This window comes from Pseudomonas sp. KU43P (genome assembly GCF_033095865.1).
Classification (GTDB): domain Bacteria; phylum Pseudomonadota; class Gammaproteobacteria; order Pseudomonadales; family Pseudomonadaceae; genus Aquipseudomonas.
On record NZ_AP019365.1, the window covers coordinates 4,325,219 to 4,348,032 of the forward strand.

The following is a 22,814-nucleotide window of genomic DNA, read 5'->3' on the forward strand; positions in this document are numbered from 1 at the left end:
CAAGGCCGGGTTTTTCGTGCGCGTCGCAAGAAGAATTACTTCTTGGAACGGCCCTTGAAGCTGTTGTCGCGAGTGTCGATGTCGATCCACTCGTCGATCTGGATGAAGTCGGCAACCTGGATCTCAGTGCCGTTCTTCAGTTTGGCAGGCTTCATGACCTTGCCGGAGGTGTCGCCGCGGGCAGCGTTCTCGGTGTAGACAACCTGACGGCTGATGGTGGTCGGCAGTTCAACCGATACCAGGCGGCCTTCGAAGAAGACGGCTTCGCAGATGTCTTCCATGCCTTCTTCGATGTACGGCAGAACGGCGTCGATGTCTTCGGCGTTCAGTTCGTACATGGTGTAGTCGGTGGTGTCCATGAAGGTGTACGCGTCACCGCTGATGAACGACAGGGTCGCTTCTTTGCGATCCAGGATCACGTCGTCCAGCTTGTCGTCCGCACCGTAGACGGTTTCGGTCTTGTAGCCGGTCAGCAGGTTCTTCAGCTTGGTCTTCATGATCGCGCTGTTGCGACCCGACTTGGTGAATTCGGCTTTCTGGACCAGCCACGGGTCGTTGTCGATCCGCAGTACGGTACCGGGTTTCAGTTCTTTACCAGTTTTCATTACGAAGTATCCGAATCTGGATGGATTTATAAAAATCGAGGCCGCGTATCATAGCGAATTTCGGTAAAACTGTACCAGCGCCTTGGCGAGGTCCGGCCGAGCGGCCTGGCGGGACGCCCAGTCGTGGGCATGCTGCTGCAGTTCTGGCCAGTGTTTACGGGCCCGTTGCCAGGCCTGGCGCATGTCGAAATTCATGTTCCAGGCACGCCACAATGCCATCAGTGCCTGCGCGGCATCATCCGACAAGCCCTGTCGATAATGGCCAAGAAAAGCTTCGAGCTTTTCCCAGTGGGCATTTTCTTCCTGCACGTAGATATGCCAGAGCATAGGGCGGCCGGCCCACTGCGCCCGCACGAACGAGTCCTCGCCGCGCACAGCGTTGAAGTCGCAGCACCAGAGCAGGCGGTCGTAGTCGTCCTGGCTGACGAATGGCAGAATCTGCACCGTCAGCGCGCCGCGCTGGTGCAAGTCGCCCACGGCCAGCCCAGGCTCGCCCAGCCAGTTGCCGAGGTCGGCAAGGATGCGGCCTTGCGGTACCAGCAGGTGCGTGGCGCAGGTGTCGGTGGCCAGTGCATCGAGCCAGGCCCCGAGCTGCGGATTTTCGTAGGCGAACAGGGAAACGAGCTGCGCATCGCCCTGTGCCTGAACACCCAGCCCCTGCAAGAACGCCTCGCGCGCTTCGGCCGATTGCTGCAAGACGTCGCGCTGCCCCAGCAACGACGCTTCGCGCAGCAGCCCACCGGTCTTGTCGGTAAACCCCGGAAAGAAAAACACCTTGCGCAGGCCATTGGCTTGCGGCGATGGCAGGCCGTGGCACCCTTCGACCCAGTCCTCGGCGCTGAGATAATCGAGGTTCAGCCACAGGGGGGGCGTGGCACGGGCGCGCATGGCGTCGATGTACGGTGCTGGCAACTGGCAGGCAAAGGCACCGATGACCACATCGGCCGGCTCAACGGGCTGCCACTGGGCCGGCCAAGCGCGCACCTCGACGCCCTGCTGCCATTGCTGCAGGGCACTGGCGTGCGCGCCTGGGCACATGGGTACGAAGGCGTTCAGGTCATCCACCCACAGTCGTACCGCCAGATCATGCTCGGCCACCAGCTGCCGGGCCAGGCGCCAGGTCACGCCGATATCGCCATAGTTGTCGACGACGGTACAGAAAATGTCCCAGGTGACCTTCATTTACCCTCCGCTCGCCCAGCGCAAAAACCGCGAATTCTGCGGCCAAATTGTCGCCGACAAAAGCACTGGCGCTGAAATTGCGCCCGATGCCATGCGACAATGGCGGCTCGACCCGCCCTGCCAGGAGGCCGCCATGCCCCGCCAACGTGAACTGAAGATCACCCTCAAGCCCCTGCAGCTCATCGCCTGCGTGGCCTTTGGCCTGTGGCTCGGCGCCGTGGCCATTGCCCTGAGCCTGTGGCTGGCCCTGCAGCTCTGGCCGGAGCACGTGCAACCCGTGGCCCAGGCGGTCGTCCCTGCTGTCGCCGCACCGGCGGCTGCCCCCGAGCCACCGACCAATGCGCAGAGCGAGATGTTCGAACGTTACAAAGACATTCTGCACAAGCAGGAACTGCAGCAGGCCGCCGAAGCCGCCCAGGGCAACCCGCGCAACCTCAACAGCCCCAAGTGCCAGTTCTGGCTGTCGCAGAATCGCACTGCGCCGACCGACAAGAGCCAGGCCAACGTGCTGGAGTTCTGTTACTGATCATGGACAAGGCCGCCCTGCTTTCTCGCATCATCGTTGCCCTGCAAGCGGACATGGAGGTTTTGCGCCGCGCGGCGCAGACCGCCTACGAAACCGCCACCGCCGAAGAGAACATCGCCGAGAACAAGTATGACACCCTGGGCTTGGAAGCGTCGTACCTGGCCACTGGACAGGCCCGGCGCACGGCCGAGATTCGCCAGGCGCTGCTGACCTACCAGCAATTGCTGCTGCGGGACTATGACCCGGCGCGCGGGGTGCAGGTGAGCAATCTGGTGACGCTGGAAGATGAGGATGGCGGGCAGCGCTTGCTGTTTCTGGGGCCTGAGGCGGCCGGGTTGAAGATTGGCGAGGGTGAAGGGCTGGTGACTGTGATTACTCCGCGTTCGCCCCTGGGGCAATTGCTGGTCGGAAAGAAGGTCGATGATGAGGTGAGCCTGGGGTCGCAGGCGTTCTTCGTGATCGAGGTTGTCTGAGCCGGCCCTGTCGCCGGCTCGCCTACACGCCCGCCAACGCATCGAACCGCCCTGCCAACCCCCGCGCAGCAAACTGCTCCACCACAAAGTCGATGAACGCCCGGGTCTTGCCCGGCAACAGCTTGTGCCCGGCGTAGTACAGGCTGATATGCCCATCGTCGACATACCAGTCAGGCAGCACCCGCTGCAGCGACCCTGCATCCAAATACGGCACGGCAAACGGCAGGCTGACCAGGGCAATTCCCAACCCCTGCACGGCCACTGCGCAAGCCGCATCCGAATCGCTCATGGTCATCGCCTGGCGCAACAACAGGGGCTGCTGCTCCTGCCTGCGGCTGGTCAACGGCCAGGACCGTACCCGCCCGGTTTGCGGTGAACGGATCAAGATCCCATCGTGACGTTGCAGCACCTCGGGGTCTTCGATCGGTGCGTGTCGCTGAAGGTACCCGGGCGACGCCACCAATACCCGGTGCGCCACCGTCAGCTTGCGCGCCACCACCCCGGGCGGCAGCTCGAAACCACCCCCAATGGCGGCATCGAAGCCCTGGCCGATCAAGTCCACCTGCCGGTTGTCGAAATGCCAGTCCGGCGTGATCGCCGGGTACCGCCGCAAGAATTCGCCCAGCAACGGCAGCACATACAACCGGCCGAACACCGTGCCCATGCTCACCCGTAACAGCCCCGCCGGCTGGCCTTCGGCGCTGGCCAGGTTGGCCACGGCGTACTGGATGGTGCGGAAGCTGTCACTCACCTCACCCAGAAAACGCTGCCCTGCTTCGGTCAGGGTGAGCTTGCGCGTACTACGCTGGAACAGCCGCACCCCGAGGCGCGCTTCCAGCTGGGCAACGTGCTTGCCCACCGCCGCCGGGGTCAGGCTCAGGCGCCTGGCTGCCTCGGCGAAACTGCCGACCTCGGCGCTGCGAATGAAACACTCAAGGGCGCTGAAGGATTCAGTAGCCATGATTACCAACCAAAAGTTCACTCTGCTGATAGTGATTGCCATCTTATCAGCAGGTAATCATGAGTCGATACTGCGCCCATCCAAGGCATTCGGCCTTGCTTCCAGCAGGAGATCAGCATGTCCAAGCAACTTACTCTCGAAGGCAAAGCAGCCCTGGTCCAGGGCGGTTCGCGCGGCATCGGCGCTGCCATCGTGCGCCGCCTGGCCCGCGAAGGCACACACGTGGCCTTCACCTATGTCAGCTCCGAAGGCCCGGCCCAGGCCCTGGTCGAAGAAGTGCAGGCAGCCGGTGGCAAGGCCCTGGCCCTGCGCGCCGACAGTGCCGACGCCGCCGCTGTGCAACTGGCTGTGGACGACACCGTAAAAGCCTTCGGCCGCCTCGACATCCTGGTCAACAACGCCGGCGTGCTGGCCGTGGCCCCGCTGGCCGAGTTCGACCTGGCGGACTTCGACCGCACCCTGGCAGTCAACGTGCGCAGCGTCTTCGTCGCCAGCCAGGCCGCCGCACGCTACATGGGCCAGGGCGGGCGCATCATCAACATCGGCAGCACCAATGCCGAGCGCATGCCGTTTGCCGGCGGCGCACCGTACGCCATGAGCAAGTCGGCGCTGGTCGGGCTGACCAAAGGCATGGCCCGCGACCTGGGGCCGCAAGGCATTACCGTGAACAACGTGCAACCGGGGCCGGTTGACACCGACATGAACCCTGCCAGCGGCGAGTTCGCCGAGAGCCTGATACCGCTGATGGCGATCGGGCGCTATGGGCAGGCCGACGAGATTGCCAGCTTCGTTGCCTATCTGGCGGGCCCGGAAGCGGGTTACATCACCGGGGCCAGCTTGACCGCCGATGGTGGCTTTGCAGCGTGATATCACCGGTTGCCGGCCACGGCCTGTGCCGGCAACCGCTTTTTCAGCCAGGCACCAGAAGCTGCTCCATCATTTCCAGAAACGCCCGCGCCGCAGGCGTCGGGCTTTGCGACCACACCGCATACAAATGCCGCACCGGTGCATCGGCCAACCGCGCAACTGCCACCCCCGAGATGCCCTGCGCGATGCGCTCGGGTACCAGCCCGACCGCCATGCCGCGCTGCACGAATTTCTCCACCAGACGAATATGCCCGATCTCGAACTTCACCCGTCGCACCACCCCCGCCGCCAGGAACGCTTCATCGGTCTGGCGCCGTGCCCCGGTACCCTCGGGGAAGTCCACCAGCACCTCGTCGGTCAGATCTGCCAGCGTCAGTTGCCCCCTACCTGCCAGCCGATGGCCTGGCGGCAACAACGCCACCAGTTCCTCACGCGCCAGCAAACGATGATGTACCCCATGCAAGGCTTCGCCTTGCCACAGGCCGATAAACCCCACATCCAGGCGTCGCTCGCAAACGTCGGCCACCAGCCATTCACTCTTGGCGGTGAGCCAGCGCACGTCCACGTCCGGGTAACGGCCGTGGAATACCGCCAGCAGTTCGACCAGGTCGAGCGCAGTAAGCGAACTGATCTCGCCAATCGACAACCGCCCACGTACCTGGCCACAAGCGGCAGCCACATCATCGGCAATCCGCCCCGCAGCCTCGACGGCCGGCCGGGCGCTGAGCACGAAAGCCTCGCCAGCAGGCGTCAGGCGCACGCGCCGCGAACTACGCTCGAACAGGCTGACCCCCAACTGCGCTTCCAGACGCGCCACCTGATGGCTGAGCGCCGATTGCACCACATGACAGCGTTCGGCTGCGCGGGTGAAGCTGCCGGTATCGGCCACGGCCAAGGCATATTCGAGTTGCTTGAGGTTCATTGATCTATCTGCTTTCGAGATGGATAAGCTGATAACTATACATTGGCGTCATGCCAGACAACTTCAGATACTGATTGCCACATACCACTGCCCGCACCGAGATTGCCATGAACACCCCGACCTTGAGCCGTGCCTTGATTCTGCTGATGGCCACCGCCACCGGCCTGGCCGTGGCCAGCAACTATTACGCCCAACCCCTGCTGCACAGCATCGCCGAGCAGTTCGGCCTGAGCACCGCCAGCGCCGGCAGCATCGTCATCGCCGCCCAGCTCAGCTATGGGGCCGGGTTGCTGTTGCTGGCACCGCTGGGCGACCTGTTCGAACAGCGCCGGCTGATCGTGGTGATGACTGCGATTTCCACGCTGGGCCTAGTCATCAGTGCCTGCGCGCCGAGCCTGTCCTGGTTGCTACTCGGTACCGTGCTGACCGGCCTGTTTTCGGTGGTGGCGCAAATTCTCGTGCCATTGGGCGCCACCTTGAGTGCGCCAGAGCAACGCGGGCGTGCAGTGGGCACCCTGATGAGCGGCCTGCTGCTGGGCATATTGCTGGCCCGTACGGCTGCGGGTTTCATGGCAGAACTGGGCGGCTGGCGTAGCATCTACGTATTGGCCGCGGTGCTCATGGCAATCACCGCCATCGCCCTGTACCGCAGCCTCCCACAGCACCACAGCCATGCCGGGTTGAAATATCCGGCGCTGATCGGCTCGGTGTTCCGTCTGTTCGTCGAGGAGCCCGTGCTGCGCTTGCGTTCGTTGCTGGGCCTGCTGGCGTTCAGCCTGTTCGCCTTGTTCTGGACGCCATTGGCGTTTCTCCTGGCCAACGAGCCCTACCACTATTCCGACGCAGTCATCGGCCTGTTTGGCCTGGCCGGTGCTGCGGGTGCGTTGTCGGCCAACTGGGCCGGGCGCCTGGCAGACCGTGGCAAGGGCTCGCTGGGCACTACCGTGGGCCTGGTGGCCTTGCTGCTAGCTTGGGTGCCGCTGGGCTTCGCCCCGCAGTCGCTGGCGGCCCTGCTGCTAGGCGTGCTGGTGCTGGACCTGGCCGTGCAGCTGGTCCACGTGAGCAACCAGAATGCGGTGATCGCATTGCGACCTGACGCACGTACGCGCCTGAATGCTGGCTACATCACCTGTTATTTCATCGGCGGCGCGCTAGGCTCGTTGCTGGGCACGCAATTGTTCCAGCATCAAGGCTGGATGGGCATCGTGGTCGCCGGATTGTCGATCGGGGCATTGGCACTGGTGGTCTGGGTTTGCGCCGAACGCAAGCGCCAGCGCGCCATGCAGGCCCCTGCGGCATAGCACCGCTACCCTCCGTCGCCTGATCGTTGACTTGCCTGCCTCGGCGGCGCTCAGTAGGCGCTGGTCAAGCCCTTTCACTGACAGGACGACTCAATGACAAGACTCACGGTTCAATCCGGCGATTTCTTGCAAGGTGAAGGCGAATTTCGCAATGGATCGCTCACGCTCAAGACCCCCCGCAGCCCTTCGCCTGGCGAGCGGATTTCCCTTGCCCGCATCAGCGACCTGCGCCTTGCCAGCCTCGAATCCAACCGCAGCCTCGGTACCGCCATTGGCTGGGGAGTGGCCGGAGCCCTGGTGGCCGGCCCGGTGGGCTTGCTGGCCGGGCTCTGGCTGGGCGGCAAGGAGGAAGAAGCCACGTTCCTTGCCACCTTCAAAGATGGCCGCAAGCTGATGGCAGTCACTGACGGCAAGACCTGGTCGAAGATCGACGACAGCTGGCGCCAGCACAGGCGGCCCGCCAACTCAGACTGAGGGTCTTGCGGTAACATGGCGGCTTTTTGACCGCACTGCCCCTGCACCCTGGCTCAGTGCGGTTAACGCCACTCAAGGACTCCGGTAATGCCCCTGCCCCACCCCCGCCTGCCCCTGAGCCTGCTCAGCCTGGGCCTGGCCTTGCAGTGCCCGCATGCTACGGCCGAAGACAGTGTCATCCTGGCCCCCGTGCAGGTTTCCGATACCTACGGTGATGAGGGCTACCAGACGCGGGAAGCGTCGGTGGGCGGGTTCCAGGCCGCACCGCTGCTCGACACGCCTGCGGCGGTCAGCGTATTCAACCAGCAGCTGATCGAAGACCGCCAGGTGCGCCTGCTCAGCCAGGTTTTGCAAAGCGATGCCTCGGTCGGCGAAAGCTACGCACCTATCGGCTACTACGAAAACTTCAACGTGCGTGGTTTCGAGCTCAACGCTGCCAGCAGCTATCGCATCAATGGCCAGACCATCGCGGGCGAGCAGAACGTGGCGCTGGAAAACAAGCAGCAGGTGGAACTGCTCAAGGGTTTGTCCGGGCTGCAAAGCGGTGTATCGGAGCCCGGCGGGTTGATCAACTACGTGACCAAGCGCGCCGCGGATGTGCGCAGCGTGACGGTCTCGACCAATGAACAGGGTGAACGCTACCTGGCCACCGACCTCGGTGGCTGGTTCGGCAGCGAGCGCCAGTTCGGCCTGCGCGCCAACCTCGCCCATGAGGACATCCGTTCCTATGTCGACCACGCCGACGGCAAGCGTGACTTCGCTTCGCTGGCGTTCGACTGGCAGATCAACCCGGATGCCACCCTGCAGCTCGATGCCGAATATCAGCACCGCGAGCAACGCTCGGTGCCTGGCTATCAACTGCTTGGTGGCACTGCCCTGCCCCACGGCGTCGACCCGGAAGATCGCCTGGCCTACCAGCAGTGGGCAAAGCCTGTGCAAAGCGATTCGCTGAACCTGGGCGGGCGCTTCGAGTACCGCTTCAACGATGCCTGGACCGGCACCTTGAGCGGCTCGCGCAGCAAGGTGGTTATCGATGACTACAGCGCCTTTGCCTGGGGCAGCGAAGGCGGTTGGCAGTCCCACTTCAGCCCGGATGGCGACTACGACATCTACGATTTCCGCAGCCCCGACGACACACGCCGCATCGATGAAGCCCAGGCCATGCTCAACGGCCGGTTCGACGCATTCGGCGTCGGCCATGAGCTGACCCTGGGCAGCAGCGCGCAACGCCGCACCCTCGACCAACGCCCCTACTACAACGAGCTGGTCGGCAGCGGCAACATCTACACCGGTGCGCCGGCAGTGCCACCTTCCGACAAACCGACAGGCGCCAGCGAACGCCGCCTCGACAGCCGCCAGTATGGGCTGTTCATCAGTGACCGCATCACCTTCAGCGAGCAGTGGCAGACCGTGCTCGGTGCCCGCGAAGTGCGCCTGGACGAAAAGACCTGGGACGAGAATGGCGTCGCCGGGCGACATACCCGGCAATACCAGTTGCTGCCCAATGCCGCGCTGATCTACAAGCCGCGGCCCGATACCACGCTGTATGCCAGCTATGCCAAGGGATTATCGGCAGGCGGCACCGCGCCCTGGTTTGCCAGCAATGCGGCAGAAATTCTCGCGCCCACCCTCTCCCACCAATTGGAGGTGGGGATCAAGCGCGATTGGCAGGCGATGAGCGTCAGTGCCGCCTTGTTCCAGATTCGCCAGGCATACCAGTACGCACGGCCGGAAGGTGACGGCAGCTTTACCTACGTGCAGCAGGGCCAGCAGAAGAATATCGGCCTGGAGCTGGGTGCCCTTGGTTGGGTGACCTCGAACCTGCAGCTCCAGGCCAGCGTCGCAGCGATACGTGCCCGCGTCGAGAACAGCGACACCGGTGCCTACGAAGGCCATCAGGCGATCAACGTGCCGAACCTGCGCGCCGCCTTGCAGGCCGACTACAGCTTGCCAGTGCCAGGCCTGGCGTTGCTTGGCGGCGCACGTTACAGCGCCAGCAAGTACGCAAGCCAGGCGGGCAATGTCGAGGTCGGTGGCTATACCGTATTCGATGTCGGCAGCCGATATCGCACGCGCATCGGGGGTTGCGACACTGTGTTGCGGCTAACGGTGGATAACGTGTTCGACAAGCGTTACTGGCGGGATGTGGGGGATTACCTGGGCGACAACTACCTGTTCCAGGGGGCGCCGCGCACGGCACGTTTGTCGGCTTCGGTTTCGTTCTGAGATTTTTAGGGGCCGCTTTGCGGCCCTTTCGCGGCACAGGGCCCAGAATGCAAAAAGCCCCCGAACTCTTCAGCTCGGGGGCTCTTCGCAGAATGTGGCGGTGAAGAAGGGATTTGAACCCTTGATACGATTTCTCGTATACACACTTTCCAGGCGTGCTCCTTCGACCACTCGGACACTTCACCGTTTCTCTTCAAGGCTTTCACCCTGTCGAGGCGCGCTAATTTAGTGGAAGCGCTTTTCTTTGGCAAGCATTTTTTTCAAATTTTTCATGCATTTAAGCCCATCCACTGAAAAACCCAGGCTGCCAGGGCAATGCTGCCAATCTCGCCTGCGCTTTTACGGCCCGGGATCGCTCTGCCCCGGTGCGGCAAGGCGTGGCGCCTGCCCGCTGACTGGCCGGTCAGTCTTGCTGCTTTACCTGATCCCCGCCGCTGGGTAACGTCGTCGCCACGCCACCTAAAGGACTCTGTCATGAGCGAGCTGATTACTTACCACGCCGAAGACGGCATCGCCACCCTGACCCTGAACAACGGCAAGGTCAACGCGATTTCTCCCGATGTCATCGCTGCATTCAATGCCGCACTGGACCGTGCTACCCAGGAACGCGCGGTGGTGATCATCACCGGCCAGCCGGGGATCCTCTCGGGCGGCTACGACCTCAAGGTGATGACCTCGGGCCCGCAGCAAGCGGTCGGCCTGGTCACCGCCGGTTCCACCCTGGCCCGTCGCCTGCTGGCGCACCCGTTCCCGGTGATCGTGGCCTGCCCTGGCCATGCGGTGGCCAAAGGGGCTTTCCTGCTGCTGTCGGCCGACTACCGCATCGGCGTCGAAGGCCCCTACAAGATCGGCCTGAACGAAGTGCAGATCGGCATGACCATGCACCACGCCGGCATCGAACTGGCACGCGACCGCCTGCGCCGCTCGGCCTTCCACCGCTCGGTGATCAATGCCGAGATGTTCGACCCCAAAGATGCGCTGGATGCCGGATTCCTGGACAAGGTAGTGCCGGCCGAACAGCTGCTGGAAACAGCCTTGGCTACGGCGCGTGAGCTGAAGAAGCTGAACATGCTGGCGCACAAGAACACCAAGCTGAAAGTGCGCAAGGGGCTGCTCGATGCCCTGGATGAAGCGATCGTGCTGGATCAGGGGCATATGGGCTGACCTGCTGTGCCCTATCGCCGGCTCGCCAGCGATAGGGCCATTACAGAACACACACCAAGGTTTGCCCCAACCAGTGCACAGCCGTACACTGCGCCGCGACTGTCTGGTGTGAGTTGTACAATGCTCTACTCCCTTCGCATGCTCCTGCTGGCGCTGCACTTTCTCCTCGTCGGTGTGATCGGCCTGCTGATCGGCCTGCTGCGCCCCTTCAACCGCGACAACAGCCGCGTATTCGCCCGCCTGTACAGCATCCCGGCCACCTGGCTGATGCGCATCAAGGTCAAGACCGAAGTCGGCCCGCTGTGGGACCAGCCGCCAGGCTGCGTGATCATCGCCAATCACCAATCCAACTTCGACCTGTTCATCCTGGGCCACGTGGTGCCACAACGCACCGTCGCCATCGGCAAGAAGAGCCTGGGCTGGATTCCGCTGTTCGGCCAACTGTTCTGGCTCGGCGGTAACGTGCTGATCGACCGCAGCAATGCCTACCAAGCACGCAAGGCCATGCAGGTGACTACCCGCATCCTGCGTGACGACACCTCGATCTGGATCTTCCCGGAGGGCACGCGCAACCCTCGGGAACAGTTGCTGGCCTTCAAGAAAGGTGCTTTCCACATGGCCATCGAGGCCGGCGTGCCGATCGTGCCGGTGTGCGTCAGCCGCTATACCCGGCGCCTTGGCCTCAATAGCTGGCGCAAGCGCACGGTGATCGTGCGTTCGCTGCCGCCAATTGCCACTGCCGGGCTCAACCAGCAGGACCTGCCGGCGCTGATCGATCAGTGCCGCACGCAGATGCAGCAGTGCATCGACCGCATGGAAGGTGAACTGCCTCACCACTAGGTTGCCTTACAGACCACTACAGCCCAAGCTGTAACCCGTGTGCAACCGAACAAGTGGATCACCATGGGTCGAGTCGTGGCATCGGCGGTGTACGCCGCCGGCAGGAAGGTCACCAACATCAGCATCGACGAAGGCAGCGAATGGGCACGCAAGCCGGGGCATTTCGTCTGGATAGGCCTGGAAGAACCCAACGCCGAAGAGCTGGCCAACCTGCAGCGGCAGTTCGGCCTGCACGAACTGGCCATCGAGGACGCGCTGGAAAAGCACAGCCGGCCCAAGCTGGAAACCTTCGGCGATGCACTGTTCATCGTCACCTATTCGCCAGTGCGCCATGAAGGCAAGCTGGAGTTCATCGAAACCCACATCTTTGCCGGCAACGGCTACATCATCACCTGCCGAAACGGCCACTCGAAATCCTATGCCCTGGTGCGCCAGCGCTGCGAAGCGCGGCCGCTGCTGCTGGAGCATGGCGAGGATTTCGTGCTGTATGCCCTGCTCGACTTCGTTACCGAGAACTACCAGCCCGTCAGCGAGGCGATCCATGGCGAAATCGAGGAGCTGGAGCAAAGCGTGCTGGGCGGCTCACTGCAGGAAGAAGACATTCGCCGTCTGCACGGTCTGCGCCGCGACCTCCTGCGGCTGCGGCGCTACGTGGCGCCGATGGTGGAAGTGAGCGAGGAACTGCAGCGGCTGAGTTTCCCGTTCATCGACAAGAACATGCGCCCGTACTTTCGTGATGTGCAGATCCATGTCACGCGGCAGATGGAAGACCTGGCCGGGATTCGCGACATCGCCAGCCAGACCATCGAGATCGGCATGCTGCTGGAGTCGTCGCGGCAAAGCATCGTGCAGCGCAAGTTCGCGGCTTGGGCGGCGATCCTGGCATTCCCTACGGCGATTGCCGGGATTTACGGGATGAACTTCCAGAACATGCCAGAGCTGGGCTGGCATTACGGGTATTTCGGGGTGCTTGGGGTGATCGGGCTGGGGTGTGCGGGGCTTTTTGCCAGTTTCAAGAAATCTGGGTGGCTGTAAAGGCCTCATCGCCGGCAAGCCGGCTCCCACAGGGTTCGGTGCGGTACCTGTGGCAGCCGGCTTGCCGGCGATTGGGCTGCATATGATCAGGCCGCGCTGTCCTTGGCCTTGCCCGACTGCTGGACGAAACGCATCATCCACTCCCCTACCAAGTCACCCTGGTGCTCGGTAGCCAGGCTCGCCACCGCCTTGTGGTACACCTCGTCACCCAGGTAATCCTGACGCGCATCGAGCAGCGCCCGCGAATAGTCGTGAACGAACTCAGGGTGACCCTGGAAGCACAGCACCTGGTCGCGAATGTGATAAGCCGCGTTCGGGCAGAAATCGCTCGAAGCGATCACCGTGGCGCCCTCTGGCAGTTCGGTCACCTGGTCCTGGTGGCTGATCAGCAAGGTCAGCTCGGACACTTCCGGATCCATCCACGGCGCATGGGCCGCCAGCGAATAACGGTGAATGCCCACGCCCCAACCTTTGTCGGCACGCTCGGCCTTGCCACCCAGGGTCAGGGCCAGCAACTGGTGGCCGAAGCACACGCCCAGCAGCTTCTCGCCACGCCCGTACAGCTTGAGCAGGTACGCCTTCAGCGTCTGGATCCACGGATCGTCGCCGAACGAGTCAGCCTTGCTGCCGGTCACCAGGTAGGCATCGAAGCGTTCGCCGTCGGGGGGTAGTCGCCGTTCATCACGTTGTACACACAAAACTCGGCTGCGATCGGCTGCCGCGAGAAGAGCTGCTCGAACATCCTTCCGTAGCCCTGGTACTGCGCGGTCAACTCCGGTCGCAGGACATCGGTTTCAAGGATGCAGATGCGTAACGACATAGGGATAGTCCTGAACGACATGGGTGGGAATCTGGTGTAAAGACTGACGCGAAAGGCACGTACAAGCAAGTAGGCTGCACTGACGAACGGTCACATTTTGTCGGACTGTCGATGGCAGTTTCGCGGGCGTCTAGTCAGGACGTGCCAGCGAAATGGCCAATGGCCTCATAGCACGACGCGATTTTAATTCGAACTAATAGAACAAAGGGTTCTGAAACAGGGATGACGCAGCCCCTACTGTTGGTTGTATATCGATTTCAAAGAGGCATGCAGTATCGGCGTGCATCACGCCACTGTGATCGACCCGAAGCGCGACAGGGAAGCCAACGGGTATTCAGGAATAACAACAAGAAGGCGGTCCGCCATGTTCAGACAATCGAAACTTCGCCAAGCTGGGCTCATTCTGTTCGCCACTACGCTGCTGCTGATTCTGCCGAACCTTACACGCTTGTTCGGATGACGGTGGCTGTGGCCTTCTCAGGCAATGCACAGGTAACCTGCCGGCCTTGATGGTCGGAGATTGCCCATGCACCGTTGCCTTGCCCTGCTTGCCTTGCTATCGAGCCTGCCGCTGTCGGCGGCGCAGCTGCACCTGGAACTGGGTGGCGCGCCACGCCAGCTGGACAGTACCGAATTGATGAGCCTGCCGCAGGCCCGCGAAATCAGCATCGACCAAGACGTTTCCTACAAGCGACCCATGCGCTATCGCGCGGTGCCACTTGCAACGCTGTTGCCGGGCATTGGTGCCGATGACCACCTGCAGGCCGTGGCACTGGATGGCTTCGCCGCCGAGATGCCCGCCGCACCGCTACTGCAGAACGGCCCGGCACGCGCCTGGCTGGCAGTCGAAGACTCGGCCAAACCGTGGCCCCCGCTGGGCGATGGCAAACCCAGTGCCGGGCCGTTCTACCTGGTGTGGACCGACCCTCAGGCAAGCGGCATCCGCCCAGAGCAGTGGCCGTTCCAGATCACCACGATCCGCCGTCTGGCCCCTGTCGAACAACGCTTCCCGGCATTGCTGCCAGACCCGAAGCTGCCGACTGGCGACCGTGTGCGCCAGGGTTTTGCCTTGTTCCAGCAGAACTGCCTGGCCTGCCACCGGCTCAATGGCGCGGGCGATGCGCAGTTCGGGCCGGACTTGAATGTGCCGCACAACCCGACCGAATACTTCCAGCCGGCGTTCCTGCGCCAGTACATTCGCGACCCGCAGAGCTTGCGGCGGTGGCCACAGGCGCGGATGCCGGGCTTTGCCGAAAGCGTGTTGAGCGAGCAGGAGCTGGATGCCTTGTTGGCTTATCTGGGGCATATGGCCAAGCGCAAGCCTTGAGGGCGAATCGCCGGCAAGCCGGCTCCCATAAGTGCCGCGCAGTTCTTGAGTGCTGCGCAGTACCTGTGGGAGCCGGCTTGCCGGCGATTGGGCTGCAGAGCAGCCCCTTTTGGGTATTCAGGCAATCGGCCGTTCGTGCTTGACGCCCCACCCTTCGACCTCTCCGCCGTAAGGTGAAACAACCTGCTCGAACGCTTCCTCGAAGTCACCGATGCCGCCGTAAGTGGCATACATGACCTTGCTCAGCTCCAGGTGCCACACGCCATCATCCCGTTCGTGGACCTGGGCATTGAGCGATTCGCCACGAAACTGCCCAGCCGCCCGGCGCGCATTGGCTTCGTCGGCAAATACCGCGTAGAACTCGATGGGATGGATACGGGTGAAGTCGAAACCGCCAGCTTTCATCTGGCGCAGGACATTGCTGCTGATATCGTCGTTCTGGCTGCTCATGAATCGTCCTCCCGAATAAAGCGATGGATAGACTTTCCGTGCACTACGCACCTGCCGAAACGACCGGCAGATCGAGCTGATGCAAGACGCGAACCGAATGGGTGTGGCCCCGCAGAAAAGGCCGACACCTCCCACCAGCGTAGTGCCTGCATGGGCACCACGCCAACCTGTGGGTCAGGAAGCTGCTTTGATACTGGTGATGATCACGCCGTTCTGCTCCTTGAGCCAGCGTGCAGTAGGGGATGGGGCGCGGTCCTGGAAGTCGTTGAGGTCCAGCTCATCCATGACCGGAAACAGATGCGAACGAATGGCGCGGGCCGCTTCTTCCTCGCTGGGGCACTGTTCACCGTGCATCAGCAGTGTGGTCGGCTCGCCTTTCTGGTCGGCAAAGATGACTTCCCACTCTTTCATCGAATAGCCCTCAAGCGGAGAACATCGGGGGTGATGCCTGTAATAGCTTGACCGTGGGCCAGGGGGTTTGTTCAGTCAGTTGCATTCAGGGGTGGCCCCATCGCCGTCAAGCCTGCTCCCACAGGGAGCCGACTTGCCGGCGATGGATTCACTTACTTAGGTGTGCCGTGCACGACACCGGCAGTGTTGTCCAGCAGGCTCTTGGTCGCGGTCTGGATGTATGCCTCGAGCTTCTTGAGCATCTCCGGTTGGTCCGGGCTCTCGATCAGCTCGGCCTTGAACTCGCGACCCAGCTGGTAGCGGTACATGCGCGGGGTCATGTCCTTCGACTCGATGAGGATGCGATCACCCTGCACCAGGCCGACGATCTGCTCGCTGCCCGACGGCTTGATCATGCCCACGCCCTGGTCGCCCTCAGGCAGGTTGAGCAGGTCGCGGCCCCAGCACTGGTGGCGGGCCTCACCACCGAGGCGGCCCATGATGGTCGGCACGATGTCGACCTGGGTACCCACGGTGTGGTTGACCGCGCCGAACTTCTCCTGGATGCCCGGAGCGATGAGCAACAGCGGTACGTTGAAGCGGCCCAGGTCGAGTTCGGTGACCTGCTGCTGGTTGCCGAAACCGTGGTCACCGACGATGACGAACAGGGTGTCCTTGAAGTACGGCTCCTTACGCGCTTTCTCGAAGAACTGGCCCAGGGCCCAGTCGGAGTAGCGCATGGCGGTCAGGTGCTCGTCCAGGCGGCCTTGGCCTGTGACCTTCTCGACCGGCAGGTCTTTTGGCAACGCATATGGCGTGTGGTTGGACAGGGTCTGCAGCAGCGCGTAGATCGGCTTCTTGCCGTCGTGCTTGGCCAGCTCCTCGTTGCCACGGTCGAACATGTCCTGGTCGGACACGCCCCAGGTCGGGTCGGAGAACACCGGGTTGACGAAGTCGTTACGGCCGATGAAGGTGGTCATGCCTTGGTTGCCGAAGAAACCGGACTGGTTGTCCCAGGCGAAGTCACCGTTGTAGACGTAGACATCGTCGTAGTCGCGGGCGCTGAGCAGCGCTGGCAGGCCGGACAGCTTGTGGCCGCCTTCCGGCGTCTGCATCAGGTATTCGAAGCCCGGCAGGTTGGGGAAGCAGGCCATGGTGGCGAACATGCCCTGGTGGGTATGGGTGCCGTTGGAGAAGAAGCGGTCGAACAGCAGACCCTCCTTGGCCAGCTTGTCGAAGTACGGGGTGATGTTGTTCGGGCTGCCCAGTGCACCTACCGAGTGGCCGGCGAAGCTTTCCATCAGGATCACCACGACGTTCTTGATCGGCAGGGTACGCTCGGCCGGCGGCACGAAGTCACGGCGGATGGCGGCCTCGTCGGCATCGACCAGGGTGTCGTAGGGGGTCAGCAGGTGCTCGCGCACGGTCTGGGTGGCCAGGTTCTGATCGAGCACCGGCTTCCAGATGTTGGCGCGGTCTTCGCCGAAACGGCTCTTGGCAGCGTCGATCAGGGTCAGGGTGCCGTTCAGGCCCAGTTGGTTGACGAAGTTGGAGTCAGTGGTGAAGGCATCACCCCAGCGCATGGGCGGGCCCTGGCGCAGGGTGCCACGGGCGGCGACCACGGCCACCAGCAGGATCACCATGAACACTGCCAGACGGTTGTACCAGGGAGCCACACGTTGCAGGCCATTGCCCCGGGTCAGGCGATCGATGCCTTTGAACAGCAGGCTCAGCAGCCAGGTGCCGAACAGCCAGGCAAGGATGTAGCGAACCACCGGGAAACCGTACCAGAGCATGCTCAGCACGGTTTTCGGATCTTCCTTGATGTACTGGAAGACCAGGCCGTTGAGGCGCTGGTGGAATTCGCGGTAGAAGTCCATCTCCATCAGGCCGAGGAACATCACCACGCTCGAGGAGAGCGTCAGCCAGAAACGGAACAGGCCGCGCTGGGCCATGGCCCATGGGCTGAGAATCGCCAGCAGCAGCGGGATGCTCAGGTACACCACTACGCGCAGGTCGAAGCGCAGGCCGTTGAGGAAGCCTTCGGCGACTGTCGAGTAAGGGGTGTCGCCGATCATGTCGCTGTTGTAGACCAGCAGCGCCAGGCGCACCAGGCTGAGCATCAACATGATTACCAGGCCGCTGAGCAGCGTATAGGCCAGGTGCGATTTCAAGGTCGGCGTGAAAGCTCGCGCGCCCTGTTGCTTCAAGGCATCCGTGTTAGCCATGAAAGAGGAAGTCCTAGGATTGCGGGTTTGCGGAGATGGCGCTGGTGCTAGACCAACGCAGCATTGTGCGGGTGCGGATTCTGTTTAAACCAATGTGAAAATTTTGTCACGGCTCTGTTGCTGATTTTGTCTGTGACGGGCATTTCAGACCCGTACATTGCCCCGCGGCCCGGCGATTGCCCAGATCACCAGCCCTAGCACCGGTAACAAGGCGATCAGCAGGATCCACAGCACCTTGATCCCCACTTCGCTGCCACTCTTGATCACATTGAGAATTGCCCAGATATCCAGGGCCAGGATGATCAGGCCGACCAGGCCATTGAACGTCGAACCCATGCCAATCACTCCCATTGAAGGCTGATGAGGCTGAGCATAGTCAGCTATCAGGTCGATAGAAGGGAATCCTTGGCCACCCACGCCGGTCACTGGATAGACTGCCTGTATCCATCAGTTCGAGGTGCCCATGCCCCCAGCCCACACCCAAAGCACCGCCCCGCCTTCCCTGCTGAACGCCTGGCGGCAGCAGGCGATCAACACTCCGTGGCTCAGCGCCGGCCTGGGCGTGAGCCTGCTGGCAGTGATCGTGCTGCTGGCGGCGAGCTTCTGGAACGCCATTCATGGCGACCATGCCGACAACCTGCACCTGGCGGTGCTCGGCGGCCTTTCCGGTTTCGGTGCCACGGCACTGGGCGCGGTCCTGGCCGTGGTGCTGCGCGATGTCAGCGCCCGCAGCCAGGACGTGATGCTGGGCTTCGCCGCCGGCATGATGCTGGCGGCCAGCTCCTTCTCGTTGATTCTGCCGGGCCTGGATGCCGCCCGCGAGATCACCGGCAACGGGCCGGCCGCAGCCTTTACCGTGGTACTGGGCATGGGCCTTGGCGTGTTGTTGATGCTCGGCCTGGACCGCTTCACCCCGCATGAACACGAAAGCACAGGCCCCTGCGGCCCCGAGGCGGAGCGCATCAGCCGGGTATGGCTGTTCGTGCTGGCGATCACCCTGCACAACCTGCCCGAGGGCATGGCCATCGGCGTGAGCTTCGCCAATGGCGACATGAACATCGGCCTGCCGTTGACCAGTGCCATCGCCATCCAGGACATCCCCGAAGGCCTGGCCGTGGCCCTGGCATTGCGCGCCACCGGGCTTTCGAACTTGAAGGCGGCACTGGTGGCGATCGGGTCGGGCCTGATGGAACCGTTGGGCGCGGTGATCGGCCTGGGAATTTCCACCGGCTTCGCTCTGGCCTACCCGATCAGCATGGGGCTGGCGGCAGGAGCGATGATTTTCGTGGTTTCCCACGAGGTGATTCCCGAAACCCATCGCAATGGACACCAGACGGCGGCGACCTTGGGGCTGATGGGTGGCTTTGCGGTGATGATGTTTCTGGATACGGCGCTGGGCTGAGGGTTTGGGTTGGCCATGGCTGCCCTATCGCCGGCAAGCCGGCTTCCACAAGGAACAGCTGTGGTTTACCTGTGGGAGCCGGCTTGCCGGTGATAGGGGCAGTGCAACCATCCCAGCCACTCAGACGTGAACAGCAACCTTCAACGCCTCGAGCGCCGGCTCCACCTTGATACCTACCTCGCCGCCCAGCTCCAGCACGCGCGCCAGGTCGTGCTGGCCCACCATCACCATCTGCAGCTCGTCATCGAGCAACTGGCTGAAGTTAAGAAGCACGTACCCACCTGCCTCCTTGTTCAGCGCGCCCATCTGTACCTGGATTCGGTTGAGCGCAGTCAGCGGCTCAGTGCGCGCCAATTGCTTGGGCTTGAGGGTGAACGGCACGGTCTTGTCGAAGGAGTCGCTGATGTGCTGGAACAGCTCTTGATAGCTGTCGGCCTGAAACACCACGGTATCGGGCAGGCTGCCGAGCACCACCCACTCACCCAGCGGGATCGGGAAGCTGTCGTCGTAGTTGATGTCGGGGTTGGCGGCCAGGAAAGCGACGGGGTCGGCGTAGGCCTGGGCGGCCTCGTCGGCGATGCGCTCGATGTCTTCATCGCGCATGCAGCCAGCGGCGATGAGGCGGATGAATTCGAGCAACTGGTTTTTCATGAACGGGGGCCTGCGACAGGTGAAAAGTCGCCAAGGATAGCCGCAAACGCCCCCGAACGGTTAGCCGGCCAGCGCCTGCAGGCGTGCCGCTGCCTCTACCGCGCCCATTGTCTGGGCCGCCATCAGTGCGGTGACACCACGGGCATCCTGGTGCGCCGGGTCGGCGCCGTGGGCCAGCAGGTAGTCGAGGATCTCGCCGCGGTTGAACATGGCCGCGAGCATCAGTGCGGTGCGCCCGTCCTGAGCGGCAGCGTCCACCGGCACGCCGTGCTCCAGCAGCACGCGGATCATTGCCAGGTCGCCCTTGAACGCCGCACCGGCAATCGGCAACTGGCCGTTGTCGTTGGCGATCAGCGGGTCGGCGCCGTGCGCCAGCAGCACCTGCACTGCGTCATGGTGGCCGTGGTAACTGGCCAGCATCAGCAGGGTGTCGCCCTTGTGGTTACGCAGATTGGCCGGCAGGCCGCTGGCCAATAGCCGCTCGAGCATGACGGAGTCGCCTTGGCGGGCGCGCTCGAATACCTGTTCGGCGAACGCCGCTGTCTCATCATCGGTCATGGCGGCGGGAGCGTGTTGTTCGGACATCTGGAACCTCCTGGCAGAAAAGATTGCCCAAGTGTTTGTCAGGCACGGCCACAGGGTCAAAGGTTCAGAATCTATGGGGCCGATAGGGTCTGCCCCCTTCGTGCAAAATGCACTGTGCAAAATGCACGACCATGCAGCCTGCACGATACATGCTCTAGAGAAATATCATAAGCAATTGAATTTAAAGGAATTTTATCAATCACAGAAGCTGGCACGGTCACTGCAACAATCAACTCACGTCTGCCCACCTTACAGTCAGGAGTTGATATGGACCTCATCCAGGAAAAGTTCGTCTCGGTGTTCTCGGCCTACCAGGTCGCCACCCAGCCTCGCCCCGATGGTGGCATCCTGCTGACCCTTCGCGCCGCTGACGGCAAAGTGACCCGCCGGGTACTGACCTACGGGCAACTGCACAGCGCCGAACAGCTGTCCTGGGCGATCAGCGCCATTCGCCGTGACTTGGCTGAACAGGCCAGTGAACTGCCGGTGATTTCGATGCTGCAGAGCCAGCAGCGGTTTGCTCTGCCGACCTATCGTTGAGTTTGTCTGTGCCGGCCTCTCGCGGATAAATCCGCTCCTACGCACGGTTGCTGCATTGCCCATAGGGATGGCGGGGCACCGTCGTAGGAGCGGATTGATCCGCGATGAGGCCCGGTCAGACACTACAATTCATCGATCCCGAGGAACGCCCGGGCCGTTTCATCCCCGGTAAACCGTGGCTCCACACCCTGCTCGCTGGCGAATAGCCGCAGCGCCACACAGAACGGATTATCCCCCAGCTCCACCCAGCGCCGCGTCTTGGCCGGCACTACCAGCTGGTCGCCCTTCTCGCACAACAGCGCATACACGTTGTCACCCAGGCGCATCCCAACCTGCGCTCGGCCAGTCATTACCGCAAATACCTCTTCGGCGTCATGGACGTGCTCGTCACGCAGGTCGACCTGCGCCGGCTGCGCGCCGTCACGATCAAGTACGCGCAAGGCCACACTGCCGTGCGCAGTCATCAGTTGGTCGAGCAGCTCACGGCACTCGTCCAGCACCGTTTGCTCGCCCGTGCCTGGCCGCACGCGGTGGACCAGCGGCTGGTGAGTGAAGCGCACACCCTGCTCGGCCAGCGTCGCGGCGATATCGTCGTGGTGGGTCAGCACTTTGTTCGGCAAGTCCGGGCTGGACGGGTGGAAAACACAGAGGATGCTCATCAGCGGCTTGTCCTGGTCGATTTCAAACGAGTGGCAATGATAACGGCTGCTGCCAGTGCTGCGGCGCTGGCCATACCAAAGGTGAAGGGCGGCCCCAGCAATTTCCAGCTGTAGCCCGAGTACAACGCCCCAAGCGCACCGCCCGTACCCGACAGCGCTGCGTACAACGCCTGACCCTGGCCTTGCTGGCGGGCCCCGAAACTGGCCTGCACGAAGGCAATGGACGCGGCATGGAAGCAGCCGAATGTGGCCGCATGCAGCACCTGAGCGAAGATCAGCACGGCCGGCTCGGCCGCCAGGTTACCCAGCAGCAACCAGCGCAACGCTGCCAGCAGGAAGCTGACCAGCAGCACCTGCTGCACGCTGAAGCGGGCGAAGACGCGGCTCATGACCATGAACATCAGCACTTCGGCCACCACCCCCAGCGCCCACAGCAGGCCGATGGCGCCACGGCTGTAGCCCAGGTGCTCCAGGTGCAGAGTGAGAAAGGTGTAATACGGCCCGTGACTGAGCTGCATCAACGCCACGCAGACATAGAAGCCGACCACCCCTGGGGCCAGCAACTGGCGTATGAATCCGCCCGCGCCCGGCCGCTCCCCCTGCTCCGCCGGCTGAGCGTTGGGCACCCAAAGGCTGGCGGCGACGATGCCGGCCATGATCGTCACCAGTGCAACCGGGTAGATGTCCAGGCTCAACCATTCGAACAACCGCCCCAGGCCGACCACGGTAAGGATGAACCCGATCGAGCCCCACAGTCGCACCTGGCTGTAGCGTGAGGTCTGGCCGTGCAGGTGGGCCAGGGTGATGACTTCGAACTGGGGCAGTACCGCGTGCCAGAAAAAGGCATGCAGGGCCATCACCAGCGCCAGCCAGGCGTAGCTCTTGCCGAAGAAGATCAGCGAGAAGGTGGCCAGGGTCGACAGCGCGCCCAGGCGCACGATCAGCAGGCGCTGGCCGCTGCGATCGCCCAGCCAGCCCCACAGATTGGGGGCGATGCAGCGCATCAGCATGGGGATTGCTATGAGTTCGCCGATGCGAGCCGGTGGGAAGCCGAGGTGATCGAAGTAGAGGGCCAGGAAGGGGGCCGTCGAGCCCAGCAGGGCGAAATAGAAGAGGTAGAAGCTGGACAGGCGCCAGTAGGGGATCGGGTTCATCGGGGCTCTGCCTGAAGGGTGGTTGCCTGTAC

Annotated in this window: 24 protein-coding genes, 1 tRNA gene and 1 pseudogene; 12 read left to right on the forward strand and 14 right to left on the reverse strand. The window is 62.8% G+C overall.

The annotated features are described in order from the left end of the window. Positions 1 to 35: 35 nt before the first annotated feature. On the reverse strand, positions 36 to 605 hold the full coding sequence (gene efp / locus KU43P_RS19780) for an elongation factor P (protein WP_317659135.1): 570 nt from the start codon (positions 603 to 605) through the stop codon (positions 36 to 38). Positions 606 to 653: 48 nt separating this feature from the next. Then, on the reverse strand, positions 654 to 1,787 hold the full coding sequence (gene earP, locus KU43P_RS19785; protein ID WP_317659136.1) for an elongation factor P maturation arginine rhamnosyltransferase EarP: 1,134 nt from the start codon (positions 1,785 to 1,787) through the stop codon (positions 654 to 656). Positions 1,788 to 1,920: 133 nt separating this feature from the next. Here earP and KU43P_RS19790 point away from each other — a divergent pair, with 133 nt between their 5' ends. Both KU43P_RS19790 and KU43P_RS19795 read left to right on the forward strand, forming a co-directional pair. Continuing rightward, complete coding sequence (locus KU43P_RS19790; protein WP_317659137.1) at positions 1,921 to 2,313, forward strand: hypothetical protein; 393 nt, start codon at positions 1,921 to 1,923, stop codon at positions 2,311 to 2,313. 2 nt (positions 2,314 to 2,315) lie between these two features. Further along, positions 2,316 to 2,786 (forward strand): transcription elongation factor GreAB, encoded by a 471-nt coding sequence (locus tag KU43P_RS19795; protein ID WP_317659138.1) that lies wholly within the window; start codon positions 2,316 to 2,318, stop codon positions 2,784 to 2,786. A gap of 22 nt (positions 2,787 to 2,808) precedes the next feature. Here KU43P_RS19795 and KU43P_RS19800 read toward each other — a convergent pair whose 3' ends face one another. Beyond that, positions 2,809 to 3,747 carry a LysR family transcriptional regulator gene (locus KU43P_RS19800; RefSeq protein ID WP_317659139.1) on the reverse strand — a complete coding sequence of 313 codons (939 nt, stop codon included), beginning with the start codon at positions 3,745 to 3,747 and terminating at the stop codon, positions 2,809 to 2,811. Between the two features lie 117 nt (positions 3,748 to 3,864). On the opposite strand from KU43P_RS19800, the gene KU43P_RS19805 reads away from it, so the two are divergent. Beyond that, positions 3,865 to 4,614: a 3-oxoacyl-ACP reductase family protein gene (locus KU43P_RS19805; protein ID WP_317659140.1), complete on the forward strand. Its 750-nt coding sequence runs from the start codon at positions 3,865 to 3,867 to the stop codon at positions 4,612 to 4,614. 43 nt (positions 4,615 to 4,657) lie between these two features. On the opposite strand, the gene KU43P_RS19810 is transcribed toward KU43P_RS19805, so the two are convergent. Further along, the gene (locus tag KU43P_RS19810; RefSeq protein WP_317659141.1) at positions 4,658 to 5,536 is read right to left on the reverse strand and encodes a LysR family transcriptional regulator; all 879 of its coding nucleotides are present in this window, start codon (positions 5,534 to 5,536) and stop codon (positions 4,658 to 4,660) included. Positions 5,537 to 5,643: 107 nt separating this feature from the next. Between KU43P_RS19810 and KU43P_RS19815 the strand changes: the two genes are divergently transcribed. The 3 genes from KU43P_RS19815 (at position 5,644) to KU43P_RS19825 (ending at position 9,537) form a co-directional block, all read left to right on the forward strand. Then, positions 5,644 to 6,837, forward strand: a complete 1,194-nt coding sequence (locus KU43P_RS19815) for an MFS transporter (RefSeq protein ID WP_317659142.1) — start codon at positions 5,644 to 5,646, stop codon at positions 6,835 to 6,837. Positions 6,838 to 6,930: 93 nt separating this feature from the next. Beyond that, a complete protein-coding gene (locus tag KU43P_RS19820; protein WP_317659143.1) occupies positions 6,931 to 7,311 on the forward strand; it encodes a hypothetical protein in 381 nt (126 codons plus the stop codon). Positions 7,312 to 7,398: 87 nt separating this feature from the next. Beyond that, the gene (locus tag KU43P_RS19825; RefSeq protein ID WP_317659144.1) at positions 7,399 to 9,537 is read left to right on the forward strand and encodes a TonB-dependent siderophore receptor; all 2,139 of its coding nucleotides are present in this window, start codon (positions 7,399 to 7,401) and stop codon (positions 9,535 to 9,537) included. A 95-nt stretch (positions 9,538 to 9,632) separates the two neighbouring features. On the opposite strand, the gene KU43P_RS19830 is transcribed toward KU43P_RS19825, so the two are convergent. Further along, a tRNA-Ser gene (locus tag KU43P_RS19830) sits at positions 9,633 to 9,722 on the reverse strand. A 289-nt stretch (positions 9,723 to 10,011) separates the two neighbouring features. Here KU43P_RS19830 and KU43P_RS19835 point away from each other — a divergent pair. The 3 genes from KU43P_RS19835 to KU43P_RS19845 all read left to right on the forward strand — a co-directional run bounded on the left by KU43P_RS19835 (position 10,012) and on the right by KU43P_RS19845 (position 12,576). Further along, a complete protein-coding gene (locus KU43P_RS19835) occupies positions 10,012 to 10,701 on the forward strand; it encodes a crotonase/enoyl-CoA hydratase family protein (protein WP_317659145.1) in 690 nt (229 codons plus the stop codon). Between the two features lie 120 nt (positions 10,702 to 10,821). Further along, positions 10,822 to 11,541 carry a lysophospholipid acyltransferase family protein gene (locus KU43P_RS19840; protein WP_317659146.1) on the forward strand — a complete coding sequence of 240 codons (720 nt, stop codon included), beginning with the start codon at positions 10,822 to 10,824 and terminating at the stop codon, positions 11,539 to 11,541. Between the two features lie 63 nt (positions 11,542 to 11,604). Continuing rightward, entirely contained in the window at positions 11,605 to 12,576 is a 972-nt protein-coding gene (locus tag KU43P_RS19845; RefSeq protein ID WP_317659147.1) for a magnesium and cobalt transport protein CorA, read from the forward strand. Positions 12,577 to 12,662: 86 nt separating this feature from the next. Here KU43P_RS19845 and KU43P_RS19850 read toward each other — a convergent pair. Beyond that, a pseudogene (locus KU43P_RS19850) lies at positions 12,663 to 13,396 on the reverse strand (amidotransferase). 526 nt (positions 13,397 to 13,922) lie between these two features. On the opposite strand from KU43P_RS19850, the gene KU43P_RS19855 reads away from it, so the two are divergent. Continuing rightward, on the forward strand, positions 13,923 to 14,723 hold the full coding sequence (locus KU43P_RS19855) for a cytochrome c (RefSeq protein WP_317659148.1): 801 nt from the start codon (positions 13,923 to 13,925) through the stop codon (positions 14,721 to 14,723). 117 nt (positions 14,724 to 14,840) lie between these two features. On the opposite strand, the gene KU43P_RS19860 is transcribed toward KU43P_RS19855, so the two are convergent. The 4 genes from KU43P_RS19860 to KU43P_RS19875 all read right to left on the reverse strand — a co-directional run bounded on the left by KU43P_RS19860 (position 14,841) and on the right by KU43P_RS19875 (position 18,127). Further along, complete coding sequence (locus tag KU43P_RS19860; RefSeq protein WP_016391955.1) at positions 14,841 to 15,173, reverse strand: ribonuclease E inhibitor RraB; 333 nt, start codon at positions 15,171 to 15,173, stop codon at positions 14,841 to 14,843. A gap of 174 nt (positions 15,174 to 15,347) precedes the next feature. Next, complete coding sequence (locus KU43P_RS19865) at positions 15,348 to 15,584, reverse strand: hypothetical protein (protein WP_317659149.1); 237 nt, start codon at positions 15,582 to 15,584, stop codon at positions 15,348 to 15,350. 152 nt (positions 15,585 to 15,736) lie between these two features. Next, complete coding sequence (locus KU43P_RS19870) at positions 15,737 to 17,791, reverse strand: LTA synthase family protein (RefSeq protein WP_317659150.1); 2,055 nt, start codon at positions 17,789 to 17,791, stop codon at positions 15,737 to 15,739. Positions 17,792 to 17,935: 144 nt separating this feature from the next. Further along, on the reverse strand, positions 17,936 to 18,127 hold the full coding sequence (locus KU43P_RS19875) for a PLD nuclease N-terminal domain-containing protein (protein ID WP_317659151.1): 192 nt from the start codon (positions 18,125 to 18,127) through the stop codon (positions 17,936 to 17,938). A gap of 127 nt (positions 18,128 to 18,254) precedes the next feature. Here KU43P_RS19875 and KU43P_RS19880 point away from each other — a divergent pair, with 127 nt between their 5' ends. Then, on the forward strand, positions 18,255 to 19,193 hold the full coding sequence (locus tag KU43P_RS19880; RefSeq protein WP_317659152.1) for a ZIP family metal transporter: 939 nt from the start codon (positions 18,255 to 18,257) through the stop codon (positions 19,191 to 19,193). A 120-nt stretch (positions 19,194 to 19,313) separates the two neighbouring features. On the opposite strand, the gene KU43P_RS19885 is transcribed toward KU43P_RS19880, so the two are convergent. Then, the gene (locus KU43P_RS19885; protein WP_317659153.1) at positions 19,314 to 19,844 is read right to left on the reverse strand and encodes a hypothetical protein; all 531 of its coding nucleotides are present in this window, start codon (positions 19,842 to 19,844) and stop codon (positions 19,314 to 19,316) included. 60 nt (positions 19,845 to 19,904) lie between these two features. Beyond that, positions 19,905 to 20,429, reverse strand: a complete 525-nt coding sequence (locus KU43P_RS19890) for an ankyrin repeat domain-containing protein (protein ID WP_317659154.1) — start codon at positions 20,427 to 20,429, stop codon at positions 19,905 to 19,907. A gap of 267 nt (positions 20,430 to 20,696) precedes the next feature. On the opposite strand from KU43P_RS19890, the gene KU43P_RS19895 reads away from it, so the two are divergent. Then, the gene (locus KU43P_RS19895) at positions 20,697 to 20,969 is read left to right on the forward strand and encodes a DUF3509 domain-containing protein (protein WP_317659155.1); all 273 of its coding nucleotides are present in this window, start codon (positions 20,697 to 20,699) and stop codon (positions 20,967 to 20,969) included. A gap of 122 nt (positions 20,970 to 21,091) precedes the next feature. On the opposite strand, the gene KU43P_RS19900 is transcribed toward KU43P_RS19895, so the two are convergent. Both KU43P_RS19900 and KU43P_RS19905 read right to left on the reverse strand, forming a co-directional pair. Then, positions 21,092 to 21,628 carry an oxidase gene (locus KU43P_RS19900; RefSeq protein ID WP_317659156.1) on the reverse strand — a complete coding sequence of 179 codons (537 nt, stop codon included), beginning with the start codon at positions 21,626 to 21,628 and terminating at the stop codon, positions 21,092 to 21,094. Beyond that, positions 21,628 to 22,782 (reverse strand): MFS transporter, encoded by a 1,155-nt coding sequence (locus KU43P_RS19905; protein ID WP_317659157.1) that lies wholly within the window; start codon positions 22,780 to 22,782, stop codon positions 21,628 to 21,630. The genes KU43P_RS19900 and KU43P_RS19905 overlap by 1 nt, the downstream gene beginning before the upstream one ends. Between the last annotated feature and the right edge of the window lie 32 nt (positions 22,783 to 22,814).

Coding starts and splice junctions, on each gene's coding strand:
- efp (WP_317659135.1), bottom strand. CDS start 605: ATGAAAACTGGTAAAGAACTGAAACCCGGTACCGTACTGCGGATCGAC.
- earP (WP_317659136.1), bottom strand. CDS start 1,787: ATGAAGGTCACCTGGGACATTTTCTGTACCGTCGTCGACAACTATGGC.
- KU43P_RS19790 (WP_317659137.1), top strand. CDS start 1,921: ATGCCCCGCCAACGTGAACTGAAGATCACCCTCAAGCCCCTGCAGCTC.
- KU43P_RS19795 (WP_317659138.1), top strand. CDS start 2,316: ATGGACAAGGCCGCCCTGCTTTCTCGCATCATCGTTGCCCTGCAAGCG.
- KU43P_RS19800 (WP_317659139.1), bottom strand. CDS start 3,747: ATGGCTACTGAATCCTTCAGCGCCCTTGAGTGTTTCATTCGCAGCGCC.
- KU43P_RS19805 (WP_317659140.1), top strand. CDS start 3,865: ATGTCCAAGCAACTTACTCTCGAAGGCAAAGCAGCCCTGGTCCAGGGC.
- KU43P_RS19810 (WP_317659141.1), bottom strand. CDS start 5,536: ATGAACCTCAAGCAACTCGAATATGCCTTGGCCGTGGCCGATACCGGC.
- KU43P_RS19815 (WP_317659142.1), top strand. CDS start 5,644: ATGAACACCCCGACCTTGAGCCGTGCCTTGATTCTGCTGATGGCCACC.
- KU43P_RS19820 (WP_317659143.1), top strand. CDS start 6,931: ATGACAAGACTCACGGTTCAATCCGGCGATTTCTTGCAAGGTGAAGGC.
- KU43P_RS19825 (WP_317659144.1), top strand. CDS start 7,399: ATGCCCCTGCCCCACCCCCGCCTGCCCCTGAGCCTGCTCAGCCTGGGC.
- KU43P_RS19835 (WP_317659145.1), top strand. CDS start 10,012: ATGAGCGAGCTGATTACTTACCACGCCGAAGACGGCATCGCCACCCTG.
- KU43P_RS19840 (WP_317659146.1), top strand. CDS start 10,822: ATGCTCTACTCCCTTCGCATGCTCCTGCTGGCGCTGCACTTTCTCCTC.
- KU43P_RS19845 (WP_317659147.1), top strand. CDS start 11,605: ATGGGTCGAGTCGTGGCATCGGCGGTGTACGCCGCCGGCAGGAAGGTC.
- KU43P_RS19855 (WP_317659148.1), top strand. CDS start 13,923: ATGCACCGTTGCCTTGCCCTGCTTGCCTTGCTATCGAGCCTGCCGCTG.
- KU43P_RS19860 (WP_016391955.1), bottom strand. CDS start 15,173: ATGAGCAGCCAGAACGACGATATCAGCAGCAATGTCCTGCGCCAGATG.
- KU43P_RS19865 (WP_317659149.1), bottom strand. CDS start 15,584: ATGAAAGAGTGGGAAGTCATCTTTGCCGACCAGAAAGGCGAGCCGACC.
- KU43P_RS19870 (WP_317659150.1), bottom strand. CDS start 17,791: ATGGCTAACACGGATGCCTTGAAGCAACAGGGCGCGCGAGCTTTCACG.
- KU43P_RS19875 (WP_317659151.1), bottom strand. CDS start 18,127: ATGGGTTCGACGTTCAATGGCCTGGTCGGCCTGATCATCCTGGCCCTG.
- KU43P_RS19880 (WP_317659152.1), top strand. CDS start 18,255: ATGCCCCCAGCCCACACCCAAAGCACCGCCCCGCCTTCCCTGCTGAAC.
- KU43P_RS19885 (WP_317659153.1), bottom strand. CDS start 19,844: ATGAAAAACCAGTTGCTCGAATTCATCCGCCTCATCGCCGCTGGCTGC.
- KU43P_RS19890 (WP_317659154.1), bottom strand. CDS start 20,429: ATGTCCGAACAACACGCTCCCGCCGCCATGACCGATGATGAGACAGCG.
- KU43P_RS19895 (WP_317659155.1), top strand. CDS start 20,697: ATGGACCTCATCCAGGAAAAGTTCGTCTCGGTGTTCTCGGCCTACCAG.
- KU43P_RS19900 (WP_317659156.1), bottom strand. CDS start 21,628: ATGAGCATCCTCTGTGTTTTCCACCCGTCCAGCCCGGACTTGCCGAAC.
- KU43P_RS19905 (WP_317659157.1), bottom strand. CDS start 22,782: ATGAACCCGATCCCCTACTGGCGCCTGTCCAGCTTCTACCTCTTCTAT.